Source organism: Rhodoferax sp. LB1P47 (assembly GCF_056521445.1).
This window is the reverse complement of sequence record NZ_JBWMAU010000001.1, coordinates 444,521-469,368: the sequence shown is the minus strand read 5'-3', so window position 1 is coordinate 469,368 and position 24,848 is coordinate 444,521. Positions and strand designations below refer to the sequence as shown.

Sequence of the window (24,848 nt, the reverse complement as noted above, 5' to 3'; positions counted from 1 at the left end):
CCCGGCTACAGGTGGCTAATGTGCGCAGGTGCATATGGTAATTAGAAAACAAAGCGGCATCGGCGAGAATCTGCGTTCCCCGCGAGGGTAGGCACTTTGGCCAGAGATCGTGGGGGTCTACACCATGCAACATCCTCATTCCGTCGAATCTTCCGGTGGCTTGCCATCGCAGCTCCTTGCCCACGAGAACGTCCTAGTCAACCTGCCCGTTGACCTGGATGCCCAACTGCGCTTTGCCCCCGGCCTGCTGGCCCTGACCAACCAACGCCTGCTGAGCCAGCAGAACGGTGTGTGGCAAGCCTGGCCGCTCACGCCCGATCTGGTGCTGCGCCACTTCGACCACGCCGGTGTCGGCACGCTGGAGCTGCACAACGCCCAGACCCGGCTGGCCCGCTGGCGCTACACCCTGGCGGCTGACGCACAGGCGCTCAAGTTGGTCAAACTGTTCGACCAGCGCCTGCATCCCGTGGATGCCAGCCTGGACGAGCCCGGCCAGTGCCCCACCTGCTTTGCCCCGTTGCCGCCCGACAGCGATGAATGCGCCGTGTGTACCCGCGAGCTCAACACCGTGCCCAGCACCTGGGTGCTGCTGCGGCTGTGGCGCTTTGCCAAGCCCTACCAGGGCCAGTTGCTCACCGGTTTTCTGCTGATGCTGGCCTCCACCGCTGCCACGCTGGTGCCGCCCTATTTGACGATTCCGCTCATGGACGAGGTGCTGATCCCGTTCCAGAGCGGCCAACAGATCGATATTGCGCAGGTCAAGTGGCTGCTGGCCGGGCTGCTGGGCTCGGCGCTGCTGGCCTGGAGCCTGGGCTGGGTGCGTACCTGGCTGCTGGCGCTGGTGTCCGAGCGGATTGCCGCCGACCTGCGCACCACCGCGTTTGAGCACCTGCTGGGCCTGTCGCTGGACTACTTTGGCGCCAAGCGCACCGGCGATTTGATCGCCCGTATTGGCTCCGAGACCGACCGCATCTCGGTGTTTTTGTCGCTGCATGCGCTGGACTTCGCCACCGACGTGCTGATGCTGGTGATGACCTCGGCCATTTTGTTCTCCATCAACCCCTGGCTGGCGCTGGTGACCCTGCTGCCGCTGCCCTTCATTGCCTGGATGATCCACGCCGTGCGCGACCGTCTGCGCACCGGTTTCGAGAAGATCGACCGCGTCTGGGGCGAGGTCACCAACGTGCTGGCCGACACCATCCCCGGCATCCGCGTGGTCAAGGCCTTTGCCCAAGAGCAGCGCGAGGCGGGCCGCTTCCATGCCGCCAACCAGGCCAATCTGATGGTCAACGACCGGCTCAATAAAACCTGGAGCCTGTTTACCCCCACCGTCTCGCTGCTGACCGACATCGGCCTGCTGGTGGTGTGGGCGTTTGGTATCTGGCAGGTCAGCAAGGGCCAGATCACCGTGGGCGTGTTGATCGCGTTTTTGGCCTACATCGGGCGCTTCTACACCCGGCTGGACTCGATGAGCCGCATCGTCTCGGTGACGCAAAAGGCCGCCGCTGGGGCGAAGCGGATTTTTGACATCCTGGACCACGTGTCCAACGTGCCTGAACCTGCGCAGCCCGTGCCGGTGAGCAAGGTGGAGCGTGGGATGCGCGGCCAGATCGAGATGAAGCGCATCGGTTTTCGCTACGGTAACCGCGCCGTGATCCGCGAGCTGGACCTGGTGATTCGCCCTGGTGAAATGATCGGCTTGGTGGGCCACAGCGGCTCGGGCAAGAGCACGCTGGTGAACCTGATTTGTCGGTTTTACGATGTGACCGACGGCTCCATCCAGGTGGACGGCACCGATATCCGCCGCTACGCCGTAGCCGACTACCGGCGCAACATTGGCCTGGTGCTGCAAGAGCCGTTTCTTTTCTTTGGCACCATTGCCGAGAACATCGCCTACGGCAAGCCTGACGCAACGCGCCGCGAAATCGTCGCCGCTGCCCGGGCCGCCCATGCGCACGAATTCATCCTGCGCCTGCCGCAAGGCTACGACTCGCTGGTGGGCGAGCGCGGCCAGGGCCTGTCGGGTGGCGAACGCCAACGCATCTCCATCGCCCGCGCCCTGTTGATCGACCCGCGCATTTTGATTCTGGACGAAGCCACGTCGTCGGTGGACACCGAGACCGAAAACGAAATCCAGAAGGCGCTGGACAACCTGGTGCAAGGCCGTACCACCATCGCCATCGCCCACCGCCTGTCTACGTTGCGCAAGGCCGACCGTCTGGTGGTGATGGACCGGGGCCGCGTGGTCGAAGTGGGCCCGCACGAAGAACTGATGGCCCGCGAGGGCGCGTACTGGCGGCTCTACCAAGCCCAGCTGCGCCGCACCGAGAGCGAAGACGAGGGTTTAAGCCTGTCGCGCCCTACTGAGCATTCCGCCCACCCAGCAGGCCAATGATGATGAATAACACCCCTGATTTCCGGTTGGAGCGCGACGCGTTTGGCCGCTTGGTGCTGGTTTTTACGACCGGCGAGCGCCATGAGGGCGTAGTGCCGGTGCGCGCATTCCCGATTGCCGCACCCGACGAGGGCGTGTCCCTGGTTGGCACCGAGGGCCATGAACTGGTCTGGATTGACAGCCTCAGCGCCATGCCGCCCGCCGTGCAAGCCCTGCTGCTGGAGGAGCTGGCCGCCCGCGAATTTGTGCCCGAGATCCTGCGCGTGAAGGCCGTGTCCACTTTTTCTACGCCCAGCATATGGACAGTGGAAACCGACCGGGGCGACACCGACTTTGTGCTCAAAACCGAAGAAGACATTCGCCGCCTGGGCCGCAGCGGCTTGCTGATTGCAGCAGGCGTGGGCGTGCAGTTCAGCGTGCGCGACATAGCCGCGCTGGACAGAGGATCGCGCAAGCTCTTGGAGCGCTTTCTTTAGGCCCACGCCAACTGTTACAAATTATTTGAGAAATGAGCCTAAATAACCCTGCATTTCTGCCGTTAACCAAAGTACGAGATCTAAAAAAGTATTCCCAGATCGACCTACCAGGTAAACACCATGCAAATTCCTCCCGTTGAACGTACCGTGAACTGGCCGCCCGCTGCGGCTGGCACGCGTGCTGGCACGGAGTCAGCGGTGGCCGCAGGTCCGGGCAACAAGCCGGTGACGGTGGCGATCCAGCAGGAAACCGCCAAGGTCGAGGCGGTCAGAACGCCCACCCAGCCCACGCCGTCGGTGAAGCTGGATATTTCTACCACCCGCGAAGACATCGTGGCGCTGGAAGCCGCTGCCCAGGCCCGTGCGGCAGTGCGCGTAGTGCCTAAGGGCGAAGCGGCCGAGGCGCAGCAGGCGGTGGGCGGTGTGGAAAAAATCAATGCCACGGCGGTTACCGCCACGGCCAAAACCTCTGAAGCCAGTACCGAATCTGATAACGGGCTGCAAAATGCCTCGCCCGAGACGGCGGCCACCACTGCCAAGCTGCTGGCCGCAGGCAAGGAACCCGGGCCGAACCAGCCGCTGGCTACCGAGGACAATCCGGCCAAAGACTGGACCACGGCCCCCAAAGCCGCTGAAAAGAAGCTGGAAGAGCCGCCGCCCGCCCCGATATCTAAGAAGCTGCTCGACTTTTTGCAGTCGCTGTGGCGGGCTGGTGGTCAGGCGATCGACGTGACGCAGGTGGCCAACCAAACCCTCAACCCCGACAAGCTGCCCGAGGGACCTTTGACCTACGATGATCCGTCTGCCTTGAAGAAAACTACCGGGGTCTAACCCAAAAAAAGCCGCTCCCAGAGCGGCTTTTTTTTATAGGGCGGTTTGCGTAATCTGAAAGCGCGCCACGGCCCCCTCAGGCTGCGGCTCCAGCGTCCAGCGCTGGGAATGGAAAGCCGCTACACCCGGGCGATGTGCTATTGAAATAATAGCACCTTGTGCTGATTCCACCTGCGCTAGAAGCCTTTTGTATATTAAATTTTCGGCCGCTGCATCCAGCGCGCTGGTGGCTTCATCGGCAAAAATCCAGCGCGGTTTTTTCAGCAGTACGCGGGCAATGGCCAGCCGCTGCTGTTCGCCGCCCGACAGCTTCTGGCCCCAGGCAGCCTCCAGGTCGAGCTGGTCGGCCAGGTGGGGCAGCAGTGCGTCGGTGAGGGCTTGGCGCAATGCCGTGTCGGGGTAGCCACCGGCGGCGCTGGGGTAGGCCAGGGCGCTGCGCAGGCTGCCGTCGGGGAAGTAGGGGCGCTGGGGGATGAACATCGCGTCCGCTGGCAGCGTGATCTGGCCGCTGCTGAACGGCCAGATCCCGGCAAATGCCCGGAACAGCGTGGATTTGCCACTGCCCGAGGGGCCGCTGAGCAGAATGTGGTCGCCGGGGCGGGCCTGTAGATTGACCGCGTCCAGCAGCACGCTGCCGTCGGGCAGACGCAGGGTCAGGTCGTGGGTTTTCAGGGTATCGGGTGCTTCCATATTTGTAGCTGCTTGTGCATATTCCATATGCGCAAGAGCCACTATTTGTGCTTCAAACGAGGTCAGCCGGTCGGTGGTAGCGCGCCAGGTGGCCAGGCTGCTGTAGTTGTCGACAAACCAGCTCAGTGCGTCTTGCACCCGGCCAAAAGCCGACGATATCTGGATCAGCGTGCCGAGCTGGATGGCTCCGCTGAAAAAGCGCGGCGCGGCCACAATGAACGGAAACACCACTGCCGCCTGGCCGAAGAAGCTGTTGAACCAGATCAGCCGCTTCTGGGCCTTTAACAGCAGCAGGTAGTTGGCCAGCACCGCGCTGAAGCGTTGTCCCAAGTGGGCGCGTTCCACCGGCTCGCCGTGGTCCAGGGCGATGGATTCGCTGTATTCCCGCACCCGCACCATGTGGTGGCGAAAGTCGGCCTCGACGCGCTGCTGCTGAAAGTTCAGTTTGATCTGCGGGCGACCGATGTAGAAGGTGATGACGCTACCCGCCAGGCAGTAGAGCAGGGCCATCCAGACCATGAAGCCGGGCACAAAGTAGTCGCTGCCGCCCAGGTGGAACGAGAAGTCGCCCGACAGGTTCCACAAAATGCCCACAAAACTGACCAGGGTGACCACCGCGTTGAGCACGCCCATGCTCAGACCGATGGTCAGGCTGGTGAATTGGTTCAGGTCTTCCTGGATGCGCTGGTCGGGGTTGTCGGGGCCTGCATCGGGGTTACTTTTGGCGAAGCGGGCCAGCTCCATTTTGTAGAACGCCTGGTTCGACAGCCAGCGCGCCAAGGTGTGCGTGGTCATCCAGGCGCGCCAGCGCATTTCCAGCAGCTGGGTCAGGTAAAACTTGTAGACGGCCAGGATGATGAGCGCGAAGGCGATGTAGGTGAAGCGGCCCAGTTGCTGCCAGAACACCGCCGCATCTTTGTTTTGCAGCGCGTCGTAAAACACCTGGTTCCACTGGTTTAGCAGCACCAGCAGGTACACGCCCAGCAGGTTCAGCGCCACGATGGAGGCCAGCAGGGCGCGGGCCTTCCACTTTTCTTCGGACTGGAAGTAGGGGATCGACAGCTTCCAGACCTGGGCGGTCTGGGTTTTCAAATTGGCAAAACGCATGGGGGTTTATTCCGCTGGATTCGAGACGCCGCTGCTCACATGCCCGGCAGGCACGTGGCGGGCGGCGGAGTTGACGTGGCCGGTTTGGTCGTCGAAGAAGAAGTCGGGCTCGAATTCGCGCAGAAACTCGCCCTTGGGCAGGCCGCCGAGGAACATGGCTTCGTCCACCGCGATGTTCCAGTTCATCAGCGTCAGGATGGCGCGCTCGTGCGCCGGGGCGCTGCGGGCGGTGACCAGGGCGGTGCGGATGCGCATCTGCGGCGTACCGGCCTGCTGCAGGCGGTGCAGCGCGATCAGCAGGGGTTTGAACGGGCCGTCGGGCAGGGGCACGGCGGCTTTGTCGATCTCGTGCTGCTGGAACGCGGGCAGACCCTGGGCCTGGTAGACGCGCTCGGCCTCGTCGCTGAACAGCACTGCGTCGCCGTCAAAGGCAATGCGCACTTCCAGCGGGTGGTTGTGCCCGGCCTGGGTGGATTCGGTCAGCACCCGCGCCGCCGGAAAGCCCAGCGCCAGCGCATCGCGCACATCTTTTTCGTTGGCCGATAAAAACAGGTGCGCACCCAGCGCCCGCAGGTAGCCAAACGGCGCCCGGCCCTGGGTGAATACGCCGCGCTCCAGGTGCAGGCCACCCGCCTTGCTAGAGCGAAAAATGCGCATGCCGCTGACCGGGTCGTTGCGCGACAAAATCACCACCTCGACCCGCTTGGTGTCGGCATCGTTGAAGGCCAGCAGCTTTTTGACCAGCGAAAACGCCACGCCGGGCTGGGCGGGCAGGTCCAGCCGGTCGAACTGGAGCTGCATGTAGGCCTTGTCGTCGCCCGCGTCGAAGAGGCGGTTTTCTTCTTCCAGGTTGAACAGGGCGCGGGATGAAATCGCGACGACGAGTTGGTCGTTGAGGGTAGGCATGGAGGTTTCGTGGTGTGCGTTGGTCGGATGTCTATCTTTCCTCGCAGGTACGCCAAAGGCAAGCCTGCCCTTGGTGGATGCCGTGGAACCGGCTTTGCCGGGCCACTGGCATCGCCTCCTGCAAGGGGGTTGGCGGCCACGTGCAACGGGCAAGCCTGGGGGTGTTCATCACTTCGCGAATTGGTTGAGCTGGATGATGGGCATCAAAACCGCCAGCACGATCAGCATCACCACCAGGCCCATCGCCACGATCAGCAGCGGCTCCAGAATCGTCGCCAAGGCCATTGCCCGGCGCTGCACCTCGGTGCTGAGCTGCACGGCGGCGCGTTGCAGCATCACCGGCAACTGGCCGGTTTGCTCGCCCAGCCGGGCAAACATGGCCAGCAGGCCGGGGAAGCGCTTTTTCTGTGCCAGGGCCGAGGCCAGCGGCGCGCCTTCGCGCACCAGCACCAGAGCGTCCAGGGCGTCGGCGCGCATGGCGGTGTTGTTGAGGGTTTCGGCCGCTGCCTGCAAGGCTTTCAAGATGGGCACGCCCGCCGAGGCCAGCATTGCCAGCGTGCCGGCAAAGCGCGCCGCGTTGTAGCCCCGGGCCAGCGGGCCGAGCAGCGGCAGCTTCAGGAAGGCGGCATCAATTTTTTTGCGAAATAGGGCGTTAGCGTAAGCAGTACGTGCGCCTATAGCTATCACAATAATAGCAATCAGCAGTGCCCAGCCATAGTTGCGCACCACGTCGCTGAGGGCCAGCATGGCCACTGTGAGGAAGGGCAGCGCCCGTTTGCTGCCAGCAAACACATTCGCCACCTGCGGCACCACATAGCCCACCAGAAACAGCACGATGGCAATTGCCACCAGCGTGACGATGGCCGGGTAGAGCGCCGCGCCGATCAGCTTGGATTGCAGCGCCTGGCGTTCTTCTAGGTCGTCGGCCAGACGCTCCAGCACCAGGCCCAGGCTGCCGCTTTGCTCGCCCGCACCGATCACAGCCACATAAATGCTGGAGAACTCGCGCGGGTGCTGGCCCAGGGCCTTGGCAAAGCTGGCGCCCGCATTCACCTCGGCGCGCAGTGCGGCCAGCAGGTTGCGCTGGCGCTCATCTTCGGCTTCGTCGGTCAGCGCGGTGAGTGCCCGCTCCAGGGGCAGGCCTGACGACACCAGCCCGGCGACTTGGCGCGTCCAAATGGCCAACCCGGTGGAATTGAAGACGCGGCCTTCAAATAGATTGGTGCGCAGGCCCTTGCCGCCGGATGCAGCGCTGGCATTCACCGGCTCCACCGCCAGGGGCACCAGGGCTTGCGCACGCAGCAGGCCGCGCGCGGCCTTGGCCGTGTCGGCCTCCATCACGCCCTTGCGGGTCTGGCCTTGGGGGTCTAGTGCTTCAAAGGAATAGGCGGGCATGGGAATTAGCCTTGCAGAATGCGCCGAGCCAGCAGGCTGCGCAGGTCGCGCCGACCGTCGGCGATCACGTAAACATAGACCTTGGTGGCCAGCACTTTGTAGATGATGCGGTAGGGTTTGAAATAGGTTTCGCGGTATTCGCGGTTGCCTAGCGCCAGAAGCTCTTTGGTAAGCGCGCCACGTTCAGGAAAAACTTGCAACGATGCAAGGGTGCTTTCTATGTGGTCTAGAAGCTGCAAGGCTTTAAGGGGCGCGTCGTACTGTTCTACGTAGCTGATCAATGCATTCAAATCCGTCTGTGCGTCTTCGGTCAATTCGACCCGATAACTTTGCGTCATGGAGCCTCGGACTGCAGACGGCGACGGATATCACCCACGGCCTGGGTCGCAGACACGGTACGGCCCTGCGCAATTTGCTGGTTGCCCAGGGCCAGAATCTTTAGCAAAGCCAGGGTTTGCTGATCCTGCTCGTAGCTGGCGATGTCTTGCAGCACGGCAGTGGCTTCGCCGTTTTGGGTAATCACCATAGGTTCGCGTTGCTCTGCCAGTTCACGCAGTACCTGCGCGGCGTTGGCTTTGAGGTAGCTGATGGGTTTGATGTGGGAGGCGGTAAGCATGGGCTGAATATAGTCTTTATTTGATACTGCATCATGTGCAATAACTACTTTGCAACGACAGTCTTCCGAAGTGCCGCTATTTCGATGTGACGGGCAGGGCTGAAGACGTAACCCGAGCTGCTGCTGATCTGGTTGCAATAACCGCGATCATGGCGGCATATTGGAGAGGTAATCCGCACGGAGACGGGCCTCATCTGCCTCGCAATCTGATTGAAAGAATAGGTTCCACTCGTTTTCGTCATTCAGGACTAAAGCGTGAAAGAAGCATTGTGCTTGGCGATAGTTCTCCCATTGCCCTTTTTGTCTCCTGCAAGCTTTGCACAGTGGCGCAGTAATGATTCTTCCGCATCGGCTGCGCGGGCATTGTTCGCTGTGTTCCCAAGCAAGATAAAGGCGGTCAGGCAAGCAAAGAGGCCATGTGAAAGTCCATTTTTCAGATGACCAGCCACATCAGTCCCGCGTCACCCGCAGCAACTCTTCACGCGAGGTAATCCCTGCCTGCACCAGCCGTTCGCCGTCTTCGCGCATCAGTTGCATGCCTGCGCCACGGGCGGCGGTGCGGATGTCGGCCTCGCTGGCGCGGTTGTGGATTTGCGCCTGGATGGCGTCGTTGGTGACCAGCAGTTCGAAGATGCCGGTGCGGCCCTGGTAGCCGGTCTGGTTGCAGGCCGGGCAGTTGGCACCCTGGCAGACCGGACACAGCTTGCGCACCAGCCGCTGGGCCAGCACGCCGAGCAGGGTGGAGCTAAGCAAAAACGGCTCCACGCCCATGTCGATCAGGCGGTTCACCGCGCTGGCGGCATCGTTGGTGTGCAGGGTGGCCAGCACCAGGTGGCCTGTCAGGGATGCCTGGATGGCGATTTGCGCCGTCTCGAAGTCGCGGATTTCGCCGATCATGATTACGTCCGGGTCTTGCCGCAGGATGGCGCGCAGGGCCTTGGCGAAGGTCAGGTCGATCTTGGCGTTGACTTGGGTCTGGCCGACACCGGGCAGCTCGTATTCGATCGGGTCTTCCACCGTCATGATGTTGCTGGTGCTGGCATCCAGGCGGCTCAGGGCGGCGTACAGGGTGGTGGTTTTGCCCGATCCCGTGGGGCCGGTCACCAAAATGATGCCGTGCGGCTGGCCGATGAGGTTTTGCAGCTGCTCCAGCACCGCGCCCTGCATGCCCACGGCTTCCAGCGTCAGCTTGGAGCCGCTTTTGTCCAGCAGGCGCAGCACGGCGCGTTCGCCATGGGCGCTGGGCAGGGTGCTGACGCGCACATCCACGGCGCGAGTGCCGATGCGCAGGCTGATACGGCCATCTTGCGGCAGGCGTTTTTCCGAAATGTCCAGGTCGGCCATGATCTTCAGGCGCGAGATCAGCGCGGCGTGCAGGGCCCGGTTCGGCTGCACCACTTCGCGCAGCGTGCCATCGACGCGGAAACGCACGCTGGAGTGGCGCTCATACGGTTCGATGTGGATGTCGCTGGCGCCGTCGCGGGCGGCCTGGGTCAGCAGGGCGTTGAGCATGCGGATGATGGGTGCGTCGTCGCTCATTTCCAGCAAGTCTTCCACCGCAGGCAGCTCTTGCATCATGCGGCTCAGGTCGGCATCGCTCTCTACTTCGCTAACCACCGATGCCGCGCTGGATTCGCCCTGCGCGTAGGCGGCGCTGATGCGCTGGGCCAGGGCCTCGGGGCTGAGGGTTTCAATGTGCTGCACCGGGTATTTGCGCATCACCTCGCTCAACGCAGACGGTGGGCTGGCCGGGTGCAGCCACAGGGTGAACGCGCCTTGGTCGTCTTCCAGCAGCAGTTGCTGGGTGCGGGCGAAGGCGTAGGGCAGGGGGTGGCGCATGGCGTCTAGCGGGTCAAGGGGCAGGGGTTGCCATCGCAGGAATGGCCAGCGGCTTGGGCACCACCACCGTGTTGCTGCTGGTGGCCAGCTCGGGCAGGGCGTTGGAGCTGGGCACGGCCGACAGCAGCGGGTGCTGGCTAGGCTGCACACCTTGCTGCTGCACGCGCATCAGGTCGTAGCGGTCCAGGGCCAGCGCGTCGCTGGTGTGGGTGTCGCGCACGACGATGGGGCGCAAGAACACCATCAGGTTGGTTTTGTTGCGGCTGCGGCTTTCGCTTTTGAAGAAGTTGCCCAAGAACGGCACATCGCCCAGGCCGGGTACTTTTTCGGCACTGCCCGCGTATTCGTCTTGCAGCAGGCCGCCCAGCACCACGATGGAGCCGTCGTCTACCAGCACGTTGGATTCGATGGAGCGTTTGTTGGTGGTGGGGCCGTTGGTGTTGCTCTTGGTGGACGCGTCCACGTTGGACACCTCCTGGTAGATGGCCATCTTCACCGTGCCGTTCTCATTGATCTGCGGGCGCACCCGCAAGGTGAGGCCCACGTCTTTGCGCTCTACGGTCTGGAACGGGTTGGAGGTGCCGGTGCTGCTGTTGGTGGTGTAGGTACCGGTGACGAAGGGCACGTTTTGGCCGATGACGATCTTGGCCTCTTCGTTGTCCAGCGTCAGCAGATTCGGGGTGGACAGCACATTGCCGGTGCCAGTGGTGTCCATCAGCCGGGCCAGTGCGCCCAGCACATAGGTGCCGCCGACCTTGCTGGCCACGCCCAGGTTCAGGCCATTCGCCAGCGTAGTGCTGGTGCTGCCGGTGGCAATGGCGGTGGCCAGCTGGGCCAGGTTGCTGGCACCGGCACCAAAGTTGGTGCCCAGGCCCACATTGCCCAGCACGCCCTGCCACTGGATGCCGAACTCGGCTGCCTTGTTGCTGCTCACCTCGACGATCAGGCTCTCCACCAGCACCTGGGCGCGGCGGCCATCGAGCTTGTCGATGACGGCGCGCAGCTGGCGGTACTGCGGCTCGGGCGCGGTGATGATCAGCGAATTGGTGCTCGGGTCGGCCTGGATCTGTCCGCCGGTGGACGGCTGGTTGCTGGTGGTGCCGCTCAAAGCGCCGGTGTTGGCGCTGGAGGTGCTGGACGAGGTGCTGCTGGTGCTGGTGGGGCTCAGGCTGCTGCCCGTGTTGCTGCCGGAGCTGCCCGTGCTGCCTGCGCTACTTTTGCTCTCGCCGCTCATGGCGGCACGCAGGGTGGTGGCCAGCTTGGTGGCATCGGCGTTCTTCAGGTACACCACGTAGATGTTGCCCGCGTCGCCGTTGCTACCGCTCAGCGTGGGCTGGTCGAGCTTGCGGACCAGCGACTTGACCAGCGCCACCCGGGCCGGGTTGGCGGCGCGCAGGATGACGGCGTTGCTGCGCGGTTCGGCCAGCAGGGTGGTTTTGAAGCTGCTGTCGGTCTGCCCGGCGGCGGGGGCCGCGCCCGTGCTGCTGCCGGACTCGATCAGCTTGGCCAGCAGCGGCACCAGGTCGCTGGCGATGGCGTATTTCAGCGGGATGATCTCCACCTCGGTGGCGTTGGACACATCCATCGCCGCGATGATGCGGCCAATGCGGCGCAGGTTGTCGGCGTAGTCGGTAATCACCAGCGAGTTGTTGCCGGGGTTCAGGTTGATGGTGTTGTTGGGGCTGATCAGCGGGCGCAGCACCGGCACCAGGTTGGCGGCGTTTTCAAAGTTCAGCTTGAAGATTTGCGTGGTGATCTGGCTACCTGTTGCCGCATTGCCTTCGCCATTGCCTGCACTGATAGCCACCGGGCCGGGTTGCAGCTTGGCATCGGCCTCGGGCACCACCTTGTCCAGCCCGCCGGACTCCACCACCGCAAAGCCCTGCAAGCGCAGGGCCGACAAAAACTGGCTGTAGGCCACCGCCGGGGGCACTGGGTTCTCGGTGCTCAGCGTCATCACGCCCTTCACGCGCGGGTCCACCACCACGTTGCGCCCGGTGATCACCGCCATCGTGCGGGCCACGGACTCGATCTCGGCGTTGGCAAAGTTCAGCGTCACCGGCTCACCGCGCTTCGGGGGTACGGTCTGCGCCTGTGCATTTAAAGAAAATAGGGCTCCAGCGCAGGTACATAGTGCGCATAGTGCTATGGATGTGATAGCAAATGGAATGCGGGAAGGGGCGTGCATGGACATGGAATCAACCTACTTTGATGGTGGCGCGCGCACCAGTGCGCCGCCCGATGATATTGAGAAGATTCGACAAGGCATCCACCCGGTCGGGGGCGGCGGTGGCCGTGCCTTCAAAGCGCAGCCGTGCGCCCACCCACTGGCCGCTGCCGGTCAGTTGCAGGGCCCCGCCCAGGGTGTCGAGTTGCAGCGTGGTGGGGCTGCCGCCGGTCAGCGTCAGCCGGTAGCTGCCCATCGGTTTCAGGGTAGACAGGCGCGAAGCCATGTCGATGGCCTCCAGCCGTGCCTGCCCGGCCAGCAGCAGGCGGCCCGCGTTCCAGTCCAGCACCAGGCCTTGGGTGGCCAGCGCCAGCGTGCCCTCGGGTTGCAGCGTGTTCCAGGGCGCGCCCAGCCCGGCCAGCAGGGGCGCGGGCCAGTGCGACTGGCTGTCGGTCAATGCCAGCTGGCCACCGCCCCAGTGCGGCGTGGCGTGTAGTTGCAGGGGCTGGGCCATGCAGCAGTCGGCCAGCAGCGCGGTGTGAAGGCCGGTGATGGCCGGGCGGATTTGCCAGTGCAGGCGCTGCGGCAGGGCGGTGCTGTCGGTACTGCCTGTGCCCCCGGTCAGCACCAGCTGGGCCGAGCCGTTCCACACCGTGCCGCGCGGGTCGGCCAGTTGCACCTGGCCTTGGCTGGCCTGGGCCACGCCAGCGGCCAACCAGCGCGCCGGGGCGCACAGCAGCACTGCTACGGCCAGGCCCAGCAGGCCACCGGCCCAGGCCCAGCGCCAGGGCGGGCGCACCACGGTGCTTGGTATGCGGCGCATCAGCGGTTGCTGGGCAGCGTCAGCACCAGCGTGCCATTCCATTTGGCCACCGGGGCGGTGGCGATGGGGTCCACCGGGTTACGCACCAGCCGGGCCTCGGTGGGCAGGGCGCGGGCGTTGATGCGCACCTGCGCCAGCCAACGGGCCAGCGCGTCGGCCGGGGTGTTTTTCAGGCTCACGGTGACGCGTTCGCCGGTGGTGTTGACCGTGCCGCTGCCACCCAGTTCGGTGCGGGTGGCCACTTCCACGGCTTTGAGTGCATCGTCAAAACCCAGCTTGGGCAGGGCTTGCAGTGCCTGGGCTTCGGTTTGCAGGCTGCGCATGGTGTGCAACTGCGCGTCTAGCTGGCGGTGCTGGGCATCGGCCGCGCGCAAGGTCTGTAGCGCCGGGCTAAAAGCCAGCCACCACAGCAGGGTCAGGGCGACCAGCGCCAGCGCGGCCTGCACGCTGTGGCGTTCACGCGGGGCCAAGCTGTCCCAGTGGGCTTGAAGGGGTGCGGGCAGTTTCATGGGGCGGCACCCGTAGCAGGTTGCAGGATGAACAGGTTGCCCTCAGACCGCAGGCTGTAGCCTTGGGCGCGCAGGGGGGCGGCGAGGGTGGCATCGGTGCCGGACGGAATACCTTTGAGCCGGACCTCGCCGGGGGCAAAGTCCAGTCCGGTGGCGGCTTGCTGCGGGGGCAGGGCAGTGCCCAGCACGCTGAGCATGGCCTCTAAATCACGGGCCGAGGTGGCACCGGCGGTTTGCCGCAGCAGCGCCAGTTCGCGGCCCATTTGCACCGGCGCATCGACCACCACTTTCACACCCGGAAAGGTCTGCGTCAGGGTGGCTTGCAGGGCGGCGCGCTTGGCTTGCAGGCTGCGGCTTTCTTGCCAGGCCCAGGTGTTCAGCCCCACGATCTGGGCCAGCAGCAGCAGCGCCAGGCCCCAGCGGGCGGCCCGCCATTGCGGGGCTTGCAGCAGCACGGTGGCCTGGGCGGCCAGGCCTTTCCAGGCGCGGCTGCGGGTGGAGTTGCGCAGGTCGAACTGGGCCAGATCCCAGCGGCCCCGGGCCGATGCCAGCCAACGATCGGCGGTGTGTTGCAGGGTCACGGGGCGCTGCGCCAGTTGTTCGGCCAGCGCGGCCACGGCGGGCTCGGCCACCAGTTCGACCGGTTCTGTCTGGCCCGCCTGGGCCATCGCTAGGGTGGCGGCGCTGAAGGGCAGCAGGCTGACACCGTGCGGGCCGGTGCTGAGCAGTTGGGGCTGCGCGGGCGTGCCCAGCACGTGCAGGCTGCGGCTACCGGGAGCAGATTCTGGCGCGCATTCGGGCACGATGCGGGCCACCGGGCGCTTGGCGGCCTCCAGCACGGCCAGGGCGGTGCGCAGCCAGGCGCGGTTGCAGGCCGCAACCCACACCGGGCCATCGGCGGGGGCGTCGGGTTGCAGGGCAAAGTGCAGCTCGGCGGGTTCTTCCAGCAGGCGTTCTTCCAGCAGACCTTCGAGCACGCTGCGCAGCCGGGGCGAGTCGGTGGCCCCGCCCATCGCCCCGGGTTTCAAGCTGCCTTTGGGCAGGCTGACCTGGTGCCATGACAAGGCCTGCGCAGGCACCACGGCCACCAGCTCGGTGCTGCGCGGCAGCAGGGCGGCGGGTGCGCGGTCGTGGCTGTCTGCGCTGCGGCCGTCAAAGCTCACTACGTAGTCGAACGCGCCGCTGGCAGGCTCTAGGGGGAGGAGGACGATCAGGGTGCTCATTGGTTGGGCATTGTAGGGAGGGGTTCGGTAGCTTTTTCGCGCCACAGGGTGGTTACCACAATGCCGTCGCGCTGCACCAGCGAGCGCTCCAGCACCGTGGTGTCGCCCAGGCGCAGGCGGCCCAGCACCTCGAAATAGCGGGTCGATACGGCATGCTCGCTCTCGCTGAAGACGATGCCGGGCTGGTTCAGGATGGCGCTGGCATCGGCGGTGCTTTTAAAGTATTTGCTGGCCCGGGCAGCCACCAGCTTTTGGGCATCGGCCATGCTCAAGTTGGGCACGCTGGCCACCAGCACCTGGGCGCTGGCGGTGTTCAGATTGACGGCGGTGCGCACCGGCAGCAGGCCCACATAGGGTTGCAATGCCGCCACGGTGGTGGGCGACAGGCCCAGCCAGGCCAGTTGCGCCGCGCTGCGCGGCAGCAGCGGCACGGCAGCCGTGCTGCTGCTGGCTTGGCTGCTGTCCAGGGCCAGCTTCAGCTGGGTGCTGAGGGTGCTTAGCTCTTGCGGCGGCAGGTTCAGCAGTTCAAACAGGCGGCCAAAGGCGGCCAGCGAGACTTCGGAGACCTTGTTGTCCTCGACCAGGTTAAACACGTTCAGGCGCGACTGCATGTCGGTGATCTGGCCGGACAAAAACGCATCGAGCTGCTCGTCGGTGGCCATGCCGCCGGTGTTGTCGCGGTCGGCCGCCAAAAAGGTGGACAGGCGGGACTCTTGCAGCGCCACGGCCCAGGGTTCGGCCAGGTGGTCGGCCCCGCCAGAGCGCCCGTCTTCGCGCAGGATCAGCCGGGCCCAGTCGAGCGCGCCGGTCAGTATCCAGGCCGACTGCACGCGCTGGCGCTCGGCCGCCTCTACCTCCACGCTGCGCCACTGCTGCCACAGCGAGGCAGCGGCCAGGGTGGCCACCAGGGTCACGGTCAGCATCGCCATCAGCAGCGCCGCGCCACGCTGTGCGCTATATAAATAATAGCTTCTTGCGCAGATGGAATATGCGCTAGAGGCCGATTTCTTATAAATTTGGCGGTGTGTCATGACTTGCCACCACCCACGGTCGGGCGAATCCAGTCGCGGGTCAACACCCCGGCCAGCGCCTGGCCGGGCGGCAGCGTCAGTACCAGGCGCACGCCTTCGGGGATGCTGGTGTCGGTGGCAGTGCCCACGGCAGCGGTGCTGGCGCTGCTGGACAGTGGGTTGCTCCAGGCCCCATCACGGTAGTAAAAGATCTGCCAACCGGCCAGCGGTGTCAGGGCGACTTCGGCGCGCTGGGCCTCGGCGCTGGGGTTTTGTGCCCACAGCGCGGCACGGCTCCAGGCCAGGGCCAGTTCGGTGCGGTTGCGCACCGGGGGCGACTGCCAGCGCAGCCACTGGTCGGTGCCGTCGATAGTGCGCTGCGTCCAGGCCACCACCAGCGGGCCGACGGCCTGGGGGTCGCTGCTGCGCCGGGTCATCCGCAGGCCGCGCCCGTCCCAATCGAGGGCGGTGGTGTGGGGCTGCACCAGCAGGGCATCCAGGTCGGCCGTCCACTGGCCCAGCCCGGCTTGCAGGGTTAGCACCTCGTCGGCGCGCAGCTGGGTCTGGCTCTGCGCCCGGGTCATGCCGTCCAGCCCGCGCCAGCTCAACACCGCCAGCAGCGCCATCACCATCAGCGCCACCAGCAGCTCGACCAGGGTGAAGCCTTTTTGGCGGGCCATCAGAATCTGCCCACGATGGTGGAGAGGCGCAGGATGGGTGAATTGCCATCAAACACCTGCGCATCCACCCGCCGAAAGCTGGGGTTGGGTGTGGGCAGCACGTTCAGGCGCACCTCGTACACATGCCCGGCTTGCTCGCAGTTGTGGTTGCTGTCGCCCACGCCGGGCATCTGGGCCGACAGGCGCATGGTGACCAGCGCGTTTTCGGCACACAGATGGGCCAGCAGCACGTCGGTCTGGCGGCTGGCGTTGGTGGTCAGTGCCTGGGTGGCCTGCAGCCCGGCGATCAGCGCAATCGACACGATGGCCAGGGCCACCAGCACTTCGATCAGGGTAAAACCACAGGCTTTTGACACCACAGCGCGTGCCTTCATGGCGTGACCGTCTGCACCGCAAAAGGCCGTGCGCCGTCGGTGGCAATGCGCAGCGCCTGGCTGGGTTGGCTGACGGACTGCAACACGACTTCTTGCCGGCCAATCACCGGCTCGGGGCCGAGCAGCACCGGGTCGCTGCTGCGGGCCAGCGTATCCGTGCCCAGCCAGCGTGCGGGCAAGGCCCGTGCAGGCAGACCATCAAATACAAAACCCTCGGGCGTGGGCCGCCAGCGTACCGGCACACCTGTCGCACGGGATTGGGCGCGGGCCGATTCAAACAGCGCCGCCAGCCGCGCCGCATCGCGCTCCAGCAGGGTTTGGCTGTTGTTGCGCAAGGCAAAGGCCACGCCCCCGCTGGCGATGGCGATGATGGCCACGACGACCAGCAGCTCCAGCAGTGTGAAGCCGCGAGCCCGAGCATCCCGCCCCCACCCCGACCCTCCCCCGGAAGGGGAGGGCGAAACGCGGGCTCCGGTTTCGCTCCCGCCCTCTTCGGGGAAGGGCTGGGGTGGGGGCGGGCGGTCACCAGCAGCGTGTGCTGGCGCTAGCCGGGGAATTTGCAAGCTACTGCCAGCTGCCGATGTCGGCATTTTTGCCTTCGCCACCGGCCTGGCCATCGGCACCGAAAGACATCACGTCGATCTCGCCCTGCACGCCGGGGTTCAGGTACTGGTAGGAATGGCTCCAGGGGTCGTTGGGCAGCTTTTCAACGTAAGGCTTCCAGTTGGGCGGCACCGGGTTGGTGCTGGGCTTGGCGACCAGGGCTTGCAGACCTTGCTCGGCGCTGGGGTAGCGCTGGTTGTCCAGCTTGTAGAGCTTCAGGGCTTGCACCAGGTTGTTCACGTCGGTCTTGGCGGCGGTCGCGCGGGCATCGTCGGCACGTTCCAGCACGTTGGGCACGATCAGCGCGGCCAGCACGCCGATGATGACCAGCACCACCATCAGTTCGATCAGGGTGAAACCGGCTTGCAGGCGGCGGCGAAAGGAGAGGTGAGATGTCGTCATGGGCTGCGATGATAATCAATCCATGTTACTGAATACATCCGCATCCCCTGCTGCCCGCTGGGCCCCCCGGCTGGTGACTTTTGTGGTCTGGGCAGCGGCCTTGGCCAGCACCGCGTACTGGGGGCTGAAGTCCAGCGCCGACGCGGTCGGCCCGCAGACGGCCGTGTCCACACAGACCCGTGCGCCCATCGACAGCACCGCCGTCGCCCGTGTGCTGGGCGCCATGCCGCAGGGCGCGGAGGCGGTGGCGTTGGTGAACCCCTCCACCCGCTTCGTGCTGCTGGGGGTGGTGGCGGGCCACCGTGGCGCGGCGTTGATTGCGATAGACGGCAAGCCGCCCAAGCCCTTCCGGGTGGGCAGCGTGGTAGACGGGGGTTTGCTGCTGCAATCCGTCGCCCCGCGCCGCGCCGCGCTGGCTAACAGCCTAGAAGGTCCGGCCGCGTTTGCGCTGGAACTGCCGGTTCAAAAATAAGCCATTCGCCGTAGCCGGGAGCCGCCTGCGGCCACTGGTCGGCACGGTCGATGCTGCGGATGTCCGCTGCCAGCAAGCTACAGGCCCGGATCACCCCGGCATGCGTGATCCACAGCGTGTTTTTCGTTCCTACCGCATCCCAGGCCGCCGCCACCCGCTGCATAAATAGCTGCACCGATTCACCGCCGCCGGGCCGGTGACGGGCGAAGTTGGCCGTCCAGGCTGCCAGCGCAGGCTGTCCGATGGCATCCCAGCGCTGGCCTTCCCAGTCGCCAAAGTCCATCTCGCGCAATCGGGGGTCAAATTTAAGTGTCAAATCGGGTCTTAGCGCAGATAGCACCTGCGCAAGCTGCTCGCATCTTTGTAGCGTTGAGCAGGTGACCGAAATGCCTGTAGGCAGCACCGCCGCCAGCCTGTGCGCCGCCGCCTGCGTGGCCTGCGCGTCTGCCGCCACATCCAACGCGCCATAACAGATGCCGGGTGCTATCAGTGGCTGGGCATGGCGCACGGCCCAGAATGTCATGTGGGCGTCATGCCAGCGCCACCGCCGCACCCAGGTAAAACGCAATTTCGCAGACCTGCTGCGTGGCGCCCAGGCAGTCGCCGGTAAAGCCTTGTAGCCGCCGCGCAAAAAGCCGCCCCATCCATGCCAGCGCCAGCAGGCTGGCCACCATGCTTGCTATTAAAAATGTAGCTCCTTGCGCCCATTCCATAAGCGCTAGCGGCATAAAACACCATAAAAATGCCACGCCCAGCGCGCCCAGGCTGATCTGCGCGGCCAGTGGTTTGCTCTTGGAGGTGGCGGCATCGCCCACGTGCGGCAGCAGGCGCACCAGCAGCAGCGGGCAAAAGCGCGACCACACATGCCCGCCCACCAGCGCCGCCAGCAGGGCCGTGCCGCTGCTCGCATCCAGCATGGCCAGCAGCGCGACTTTGGCCAGCAGCGCCAGCACCAGCGCCATCGCACCGAATGCGCCGACGCGCGAATCCTTCATGATCTCTAGCGCCCGCTCCCGCGCATGGCTGCCGCCCAGCCCGTCGGCTACATCGGCCAGCCCGTCTTCGTGGAAACCGCCGGTCACCAGCACGCTGGCAATCGTGCATAGCACCGCCGTCACCAGCGCGCTGCCTGGCCGCCCGTGCAGCAGCGTGCCGCTGAGCGCCGCCACCGTGCACGCCACCAGTGCCACCAGCCAGCCCACACCGGGGAAATGCGCCGCACTGGCCCGCAGCATCGCCGGGCTGTAACCCACCCACGCCGCCAGCCGCCCGGTCACCGGAATGCGGGTGAAGAACTGCACGGCCAGCAGGTAGTGGCGGATGGGGTTCATGGGGATGGGCCGGTATTACCCCTTCCCCCGCCGGGGGAAGGTTGGGATGGGGGCTGCGTTTGAAGGCGTGCCCCCACCCCAGCCCTCCCCCGGCGGGGGAGGGAGTAAGACGGGGCTGCTCTGTGCATCCTCAGCTCTGCAAGAACAGCCGGTACACCGGGTTCAGGGTTTCTTCCACGCACGGGTAGTCCAGCGTGGTCAGAAATTTGGCAAAGGCTTTGTCGTCTGCCTTGGGCACCTGGATGCCCACCAAAATGCGGCCATAGTCCGCGCCCTGGTTGCGGTAGTGGAACAGGCTGATGTTCCAGCCGGGGCGCAGCAGGGTCAAAAACTTCAGCAGCGCGCCGGGCCGCTCGGGGAAGATGAAGCGCAGCAGGCGCTCGTCCTTGGCCAGGGTGGAGTGGCCGCCCACCATGTGGCGGATGTGCTCCTTGGCCAGCTCGTCGTGCGTCAGGTCCAGCGCCTTGAAGCCCTGTTTGCTGAAGTTGGCGGCAATTTTGAGCGACTCGCCCTTGGCCTGCGTGGTCAGGCCCACAAACACATGGGCCTTGGCCGCGTCGCTGATGCGGTAGCTGAATTCGGTCACATTGCGCGGGCCACCGGGCAGCTCGGCAATCACGCCGCAAAAGCGTTTGAAGCTGCCGCGCTCTTCGGGCACGGTGACGGCAAACAGGGCTTCGCGCTCCTCGCCCACCTCGGCCCGCTCGGCCACAAAGCGCAGGCGGTCGAAGTTCATGTTGGCACCGCACAAAATGGCGGCGTAGGTTTCGCCCTTGGTTTTGTGCGTGGCCACGTACTGCTTTATGGCCGCCACCGCCAGCGCGCCCGAGGGCTCGACGATGCTGCGGGTGTCCACAAACACGTCCTTGATGGCGGCGCAGACGGCATCGGTATCCACCGTGATGTAGCCATCCACCAGGCCACGTGCCACGCGGAAGGTTTCCTCGCCCACCAGCTTCACGGCAGTGCCATCGGCAAACAGGCCTACATCGGTCAGCGTGACGCGCTTTTTGGCTTTGACGGATTGCAGCATTGCGTCCGAATCTTTGGTTTGCACGCCGATCACCTTGATCTCGGGCCGTACCGCCTTGATGTAATTGGCCACGCCCGAAATCAGCCCGCCTCCGCCGATGGCGACAAACACCGCGTCCAGCTTCTGCGAGCCCAGGCTTTGCAGTTGGCGCAGGATTTCCATGGCGATCGTGCCCTGCCCGGCAATCACGTCCGGGTCGTCAAACGGGTGCACAAAGGTCAGGCCCTGCTTCTTTTGCAGTTGCAGCGAGTGGTTGTAGGCATCGGTATAGCTCTCGCCAAACAACACCACTTCGCCGCCCAGTCGGGCCACCGCGTCCACCTTCACCTGCGGCGTGGTGGTCGGCATCACGATAACTGCGCGGGCTCCCAGCTTGCGGGCACTCATGGCCACGCCCTGCGCGTGGTTGCCAGCGGATGCGCAAATCACGCCCTTTTTGAGCTGCGCCGGGGTCAGGTGCGCCATCTTGTTGTACGCGCCGCGCAACTTGAAGCTGAACACCGGCTGGGTGTCTTCGCGCTTGAGCAGCACCGTGTTGTTCAGCCGCAAACTCAAATTGCGAGCGGGTTCCAGCGCGGTTTCAATCGCCACATCGTAGACACGGGCAGTCAAAATCTTCTTCAGATAGTCGGCGGGGGTGAGCGGCTTGGGGGCCTTGGGGGATTTTTCAGCCTTGGCGGGCTTGGCAGATGCAGTCGTCATGGGTTCTCCTGGGCCTTGGATGATAAAGGGGCGGTCCCTGCGATCTAAAAAGGCATAAAAAAAGCCCCGAGTCGTGAGACTCGGGGCTTAAATCCACCTTTTCAGAGGGTGGAGGAGACAACCGGTGCAACAAAGTAATTTGCTGCGATAAATGAATTCTAATCGTTTTCCCCTAGTGATGTTGCGTTGCAGCAAGCAAGTGACCCCAAAACCGTGAAGGAGTTGGCATCCTGCGGGCAAAATCGGTACTTCACGCTTTTAATCAAGGAAAACAATGGAATGCACAGTCAGTTGGACCGGCGCCACCGGCACCCGCTCGGGCATGGGTTTTGTAGCCGAAACCGGCAGCGGCCACACCTTAACGATGGACGGCGCGCCGGATGCGGTCAAACCCGAGAACGGTGGCCAAAACCTGGCACCGCGCCCGATGGAAACCCTGCTGGCGGGTACGGGCGGCTGCACTGCCTATGACGTGGTGCTGATTTTGAAGCGTGGCCGCCACGATGTGCGCGGCTGCTCGGTCAAGCTGGTGTCTGAGCGCGCCGAGGTCGATCCCAAAGTATTTACCAAGATCAACATGCACTTCACCGTCACCGGCAAAGGCATTCCCGCCACGGCGGTCGAACGCGCCATCGCCATGAGCCACGACAAATACTGCTCGGCCACCATCATGCTGGGCAAGACGGCCGAGATCACCACCAGCTTTGATTTGGTCGAAGTGGTCTAAATCCGGCTGGCCACGGTGGTCATCACCTTGGCGGCGAAGGTCATCAAGGTCTTGATTGGCGCGGGCAGGTCCAATGCACCCGCCAGAAAAGCCTGTTCGGCATGCCGCTCTTCATCGTCTTTCATCTGTGCCACGATAGCCCGCGACGCGTGGTCGTTGGCGGGCAGGCGTTCCAGATGGCTTTGCAGATGCGCGGCCACCTGGGTTTCGGTTTCCACCACAAATCCCAGGCTCCAGCGGTCGCCGCCGAGCTGACCGGCCAACGCACCCAGGCTAAAAGCCCCGGCGTACCACAGCGGATTCAAGAGGCTGGGGCGTGCCCCCAGCTCGGTGAGCCGCTGGTGCGTCCAGGCCAAATGGTCGGTTTCCTCGGCGGCTGCATGCTGAAAATGGCTGCGCAGCGCCGGGCTTTTAGTCACCAAAGCCTGTGCCGTGTACAGCGCTTGTGCGCAGACCTCGCCCACGTGGTTCACCCGCATCAGCGCACCAGCATGGGTTTTGTCGGCGGGGCTCAGTTCGCTGGCGTGCTCGGGTACGGTGGGGCAGCTGCGGCTGGCGTGCGGCTGGGTAAACACGGTGCGCAGCGCGGTATCGGCGGTGCGGCAAAGCTGGTCGAGTGTGGGCGGGCGGGGTAGATGCATGTCAGCACTGTAAATCAAGCCGCCCATAAAAAAGTCCTCCACGCGGGAGGACTTTTTATGCGGCGGGGTTTAACGCGAAAGTGCGTCTGCTACATCAGAAACGGTGGCGAATACCAAAAGCCACGTTGTTGGAATCCACACCTGCAGCACGGGTCACACCACCCAGAAAACCATTGCCGCCGGGGGCCAGCTGCGAGGTGTTCTTGTTGTTGAAGTGGGTCAGCACGGCATTCAGATCGGTGCGCTTGGACAGTGCATAGGTGTAAGCCACGCCATACGAGTCACGGTCGGCATTGGATGCCGTTTTGTCGTTCATGGTGTTGTATGCCACGGTCACCGTATTAGGGCCCATCGTCATGCGGTAGCCGATGTGGAATAGGTTGGCGTCTTGCTTGAAGCCGTTGATGAAAGCGTTTTGCACTTGCGTTGCTAACGTTGCAGGGGCTCCTCCACCGACAAGTGCGGTGGCGATGCCGGACAAGCCAGAAGGATTTTCATCTTTAATGTTGGCCGCCATTAGGCCCAAAACGCCGGGACCTATATCCACCGAAGCACCCAGAATGGTGTTCGTCAGCGATTTCTTTCCCAACTCGTTCTTTTGGGTGTTGTAACCACCGCCAAAGCTGTAGCCGTCGCCTTTGTAGGTCACCATCGTGCCTAGCAAGCGCCCGGTGGTCAAACTACCTTCTGCGGCTGCGTACATGGCCGTAGCCGTGATGCCGCCCACCTTGATGCCGTATTGCAGCGAATTGCTAGCGCGAATCGTGAACGAAGCGGGCACGGCCACCAGTTGGCCCAGTGCCAAGCTGGATTCGGTGTGCATCGAGTCAAAAGTAGCCGCTGCCAGATAACCCGGTGTGTACTGGCGACCCGCCGTAATGGCACCCACTGGCGTAATCAGTCCAACGTAGGCTTGGCGGTCGAATAGATTCTTTTCAAGGTTAACCCCTAGCTTGGCTCCGATTCCAGCACCAGCGGCGGTCACTAGGGCTTGGTAAGTGCCTTGCAGAAGGGGGCTGGGTGAAGTCAAGCCCATCTGTGTCGCGCTAGACACCCTGTCAGGTAATTGCGAACCCGATGCGGTAGTGTTGCTCACCGAACCCGTATCCAACTCCACCCGGCTCTCCAGCGTAAAGATGGCCTTGTACCCGCCGCCCAAATCTTCATTGCCCTTCAGGCCCCAGCGTGAGCCTTCCATGATGCCGCTGGCCAGTTGGGTAACGGAGCCTTGCTTCAGGCCCGTCACGTGGTTGATACCTGCATCGGCAATGCCGTACAGCGTCACACTGCTGGCGGGGGTCTCTTGTGCCATCGCACCAGAGGCAGCCAAGCAGCCCAGTGCTGCAACAGAAACCAAAGTTATCTTCTTCATACATGCTCCAAAGTTATTCTCAAAAATACGCAGCGAATCCCTCACCGAACTGGACGCAAAACCCGCTGTACGCCCAGAGGGCGACACAGAGGAGCTGCATCCAGTCCTATCCCATTTCCTGGCAAACCGGCTGCGCACACCACGTTGCGTGAGCAGGTATGTTCCCAAATAACGGCGGGTTGCTGGTCGCGTGGGCGACTTTTTTAGCAGGGAGAAACCCTGCATGCCGGTTTGGGGATCTGTTTAGAACGGGCCGTATCTGGTCTGCAAAATATGTCAGTTTGGCAAAGTTGATTCCCAGAGCGGTGAAGTATGTAGCGAGATCGGTCAAAGTTACCAAATGGTTACTTTCGCAGGATGGGCACTGCACTCTGGGTAAAGAACCGTTGTTTAAATTCAACATGTGAGGATATGTGACAAGCTATTCATAGTTTGTTTGTAAACCCTCTGGTGTAATTGCGGCAGCTTCTGAACAAGGAGTCGCGTTGAGGTGGCAGCAAGACTGCGAACCCGACATCTTTCAA

24 protein-coding genes and 1 pseudogene are annotated in these 24,848 nt (G+C 63.9%); 5 read left to right on the top strand and 20 right to left on the bottom strand.

The window, feature by feature from the left end; genetic code table 11:
- Positions 1-124: 124 nt before the first annotated feature.
- From AC0969_RS02220 to AC0969_RS02210, 3 genes are all read left to right on the top strand, one after another.
- Positions 125-2,395, top strand: a complete 2,271-nt coding sequence (locus tag AC0969_RS02220; RefSeq protein ID WP_479622489.1) for a cyanophycin metabolism-associated ABC transporter — start codon at positions 125-127, stop codon at positions 2,393-2,395.
- A gap of 2 nt (positions 2,396-2,397) precedes the next feature.
- On the top strand, positions 2,398-2,871 hold the full coding sequence (locus tag AC0969_RS02215; RefSeq protein WP_479622824.1) for a cyanophycin metabolism-associated DUF1854 family protein: 474 nt from the start codon (positions 2,398-2,400) through the stop codon (positions 2,869-2,871).
- A 120-nt stretch (positions 2,872-2,991) separates the two neighbouring features.
- Complete coding sequence (locus AC0969_RS02210) at positions 2,992-3,702, top strand: hypothetical protein (protein ID WP_479622488.1); 711 nt, start codon at positions 2,992-2,994, stop codon at positions 3,700-3,702.
- A 33-nt stretch (positions 3,703-3,735) separates the two neighbouring features.
- On the opposite strand, the gene AC0969_RS02205 is transcribed toward AC0969_RS02210, so the two are convergent.
- From AC0969_RS02205 to gspG, 15 genes and pseudogenes are all read right to left on the bottom strand, one after another.
- Positions 3,736-5,499, bottom strand: coding sequence for an ABC transporter ATP-binding protein/permease (locus AC0969_RS02205; protein WP_479622487.1), 1,764 nt, complete (start codon positions 5,497-5,499; stop codon positions 3,736-3,738).
- Between the two features lie 6 nt (positions 5,500-5,505).
- Positions 5,506-6,405 carry a 5'-nucleotidase gene (locus AC0969_RS02200; RefSeq protein ID WP_479622486.1) on the bottom strand — a complete coding sequence of 300 codons (900 nt, stop codon included), beginning with the start codon at positions 6,403-6,405 and terminating at the stop codon, positions 5,506-5,508.
- Positions 6,406-6,573: 168 nt separating this feature from the next.
- Complete coding sequence (gene gspF / locus AC0969_RS02195; protein WP_479622485.1) at positions 6,574-7,800, bottom strand: type II secretion system inner membrane protein GspF; 1,227 nt, start codon at positions 7,798-7,800, stop codon at positions 6,574-6,576.
- Between the two features lie 5 nt (positions 7,801-7,805).
- The gene (locus AC0969_RS02190; RefSeq protein ID WP_479622484.1) at positions 7,806-8,138 is read right to left on the bottom strand and encodes a type II toxin-antitoxin system RelE/ParE family toxin; all 333 of its coding nucleotides are present in this window, start codon (positions 8,136-8,138) and stop codon (positions 7,806-7,808) included.
- Positions 8,135-8,416, bottom strand: coding sequence for a type II toxin-antitoxin system Phd/YefM family antitoxin (locus AC0969_RS02185; RefSeq protein ID WP_479622483.1), 282 nt, complete (start codon positions 8,414-8,416; stop codon positions 8,135-8,137). The genes AC0969_RS02190 and AC0969_RS02185 overlap by 4 nt, the downstream gene beginning before the upstream one ends.
- A 450-nt stretch (positions 8,417-8,866) precedes the next feature.
- Positions 8,867-10,255, bottom strand: a complete 1,389-nt coding sequence (gspE, locus tag AC0969_RS02180) for a type II secretion system ATPase GspE (RefSeq protein ID WP_479622482.1) — start codon at positions 10,253-10,255, stop codon at positions 8,867-8,869.
- A gap of 16 nt (positions 10,256-10,271) precedes the next feature.
- Positions 10,272-12,449: pseudogene (gene gspD, locus AC0969_RS02175) on the bottom strand (type II secretion system secretin GspD); the annotation flags it as partial.
- A gap of 4 nt (positions 12,450-12,453) precedes the next feature.
- Entirely contained in the window at positions 12,454-13,245 is a 792-nt protein-coding gene (gene gspN, locus AC0969_RS02170; protein ID WP_479622481.1) for a type II secretion system protein N, read from the bottom strand.
- A complete protein-coding gene (gene gspM, locus AC0969_RS02165) occupies positions 13,245-13,754 on the bottom strand; it encodes a type II secretion system protein GspM (RefSeq protein ID WP_479622480.1) in 510 nt (169 codons plus the stop codon). The genes gspN and gspM overlap by 1 nt, the downstream gene beginning before the upstream one ends.
- Complete coding sequence (gene gspL, locus AC0969_RS02160; RefSeq protein WP_479622479.1) at positions 13,751-14,977, bottom strand: type II secretion system protein GspL; 1,227 nt, start codon at positions 14,975-14,977, stop codon at positions 13,751-13,753. Before gspL ends, gspM begins: the two co-directional genes overlap by 4 nt.
- On the bottom strand, positions 14,974-15,960 hold the full coding sequence (gspK, locus tag AC0969_RS02155; RefSeq protein ID WP_479622823.1) for a type II secretion system minor pseudopilin GspK: 987 nt from the start codon (positions 15,958-15,960) through the stop codon (positions 14,974-14,976). Before gspK ends, gspL begins: the two co-directional genes overlap by 4 nt.
- Before the next feature lie 44 nt (positions 15,961-16,004).
- Positions 16,005-16,667, bottom strand: a complete 663-nt coding sequence (locus AC0969_RS02150) for a PulJ/GspJ family protein (protein ID WP_479622478.1) — start codon at positions 16,665-16,667, stop codon at positions 16,005-16,007.
- Positions 16,667-17,041 carry a type II secretion system minor pseudopilin GspI gene (gspI, locus tag AC0969_RS02145; protein ID WP_479622477.1) on the bottom strand — a complete coding sequence of 125 codons (375 nt, stop codon included), beginning with the start codon at positions 17,039-17,041 and terminating at the stop codon, positions 16,667-16,669. The genes AC0969_RS02150 and gspI overlap by 1 nt, the downstream gene beginning before the upstream one ends.
- Positions 17,038-17,631: a prepilin-type N-terminal cleavage/methylation domain-containing protein gene (locus tag AC0969_RS02140; RefSeq protein WP_479622476.1), complete on the bottom strand. Its 594-nt coding sequence runs from the start codon at positions 17,629-17,631 to the stop codon at positions 17,038-17,040. Before AC0969_RS02140 ends, gspI begins: the two co-directional genes overlap by 4 nt.
- Positions 17,606-18,046 carry a type II secretion system major pseudopilin GspG gene (gene gspG, locus AC0969_RS02135; protein ID WP_479622475.1) on the bottom strand — a complete coding sequence of 147 codons (441 nt, stop codon included), beginning with the start codon at positions 18,044-18,046 and terminating at the stop codon, positions 17,606-17,608. The genes AC0969_RS02140 and gspG overlap by 26 nt, the downstream gene beginning before the upstream one ends.
- Before the next feature lie 22 nt (positions 18,047-18,068).
- On the opposite strand from gspG, the gene AC0969_RS02130 reads away from it, so the two are divergent.
- Complete coding sequence (locus AC0969_RS02130) at positions 18,069-18,518, top strand: type II secretion system protein N (protein WP_479622474.1); 450 nt, start codon at positions 18,069-18,071, stop codon at positions 18,516-18,518.
- Here AC0969_RS02130 and AC0969_RS02125 read toward each other — a convergent pair.
- From AC0969_RS02125 to ilvA, 3 genes are all read right to left on the bottom strand, one after another.
- The gene (locus tag AC0969_RS02125) at positions 18,463-19,041 is read right to left on the bottom strand and encodes a histidine phosphatase family protein (RefSeq protein WP_479622473.1); all 579 of its coding nucleotides are present in this window, start codon (positions 19,039-19,041) and stop codon (positions 18,463-18,465) included. The genes AC0969_RS02130 and AC0969_RS02125 overlap by 56 nt on opposite strands.
- Before the next feature lie 7 nt (positions 19,042-19,048).
- Complete coding sequence (locus AC0969_RS02120) at positions 19,049-19,849, bottom strand: adenosylcobinamide-GDP ribazoletransferase (protein WP_479622472.1); 801 nt, start codon at positions 19,847-19,849, stop codon at positions 19,049-19,051.
- Between the two features lie 130 nt (positions 19,850-19,979).
- Entirely contained in the window at positions 19,980-21,584 is a 1,605-nt protein-coding gene (gene ilvA, locus AC0969_RS02115) for a threonine ammonia-lyase, biosynthetic (RefSeq protein WP_479622471.1), read from the bottom strand.
- 274 nt (positions 21,585-21,858) lie between these two features.
- Between ilvA and AC0969_RS02110 the strand changes: the two genes are divergently transcribed.
- Positions 21,859-22,311 carry an OsmC family protein gene (locus AC0969_RS02110; protein WP_479622470.1) on the top strand — a complete coding sequence of 151 codons (453 nt, stop codon included), beginning with the start codon at positions 21,859-21,861 and terminating at the stop codon, positions 22,309-22,311.
- On the opposite strand, the gene coq7 is transcribed toward AC0969_RS02110, so the two are convergent.
- Positions 22,308-22,952, bottom strand: a complete 645-nt coding sequence (gene coq7 / locus AC0969_RS02105; protein WP_479622469.1) for a 2-polyprenyl-3-methyl-6-methoxy-1,4-benzoquinone monooxygenase — start codon at positions 22,950-22,952, stop codon at positions 22,308-22,310. The two genes, AC0969_RS02110 and coq7, sit on opposite strands and share 4 nt — an antisense overlap.
- 94 nt (positions 22,953-23,046) lie before the next feature.
- Positions 23,047-24,324, bottom strand: coding sequence for a porin (locus AC0969_RS02100; protein ID WP_479622468.1), 1,278 nt, complete (start codon positions 24,322-24,324; stop codon positions 23,047-23,049).
- Positions 24,325-24,848: the final 524 nt, after the last annotated feature.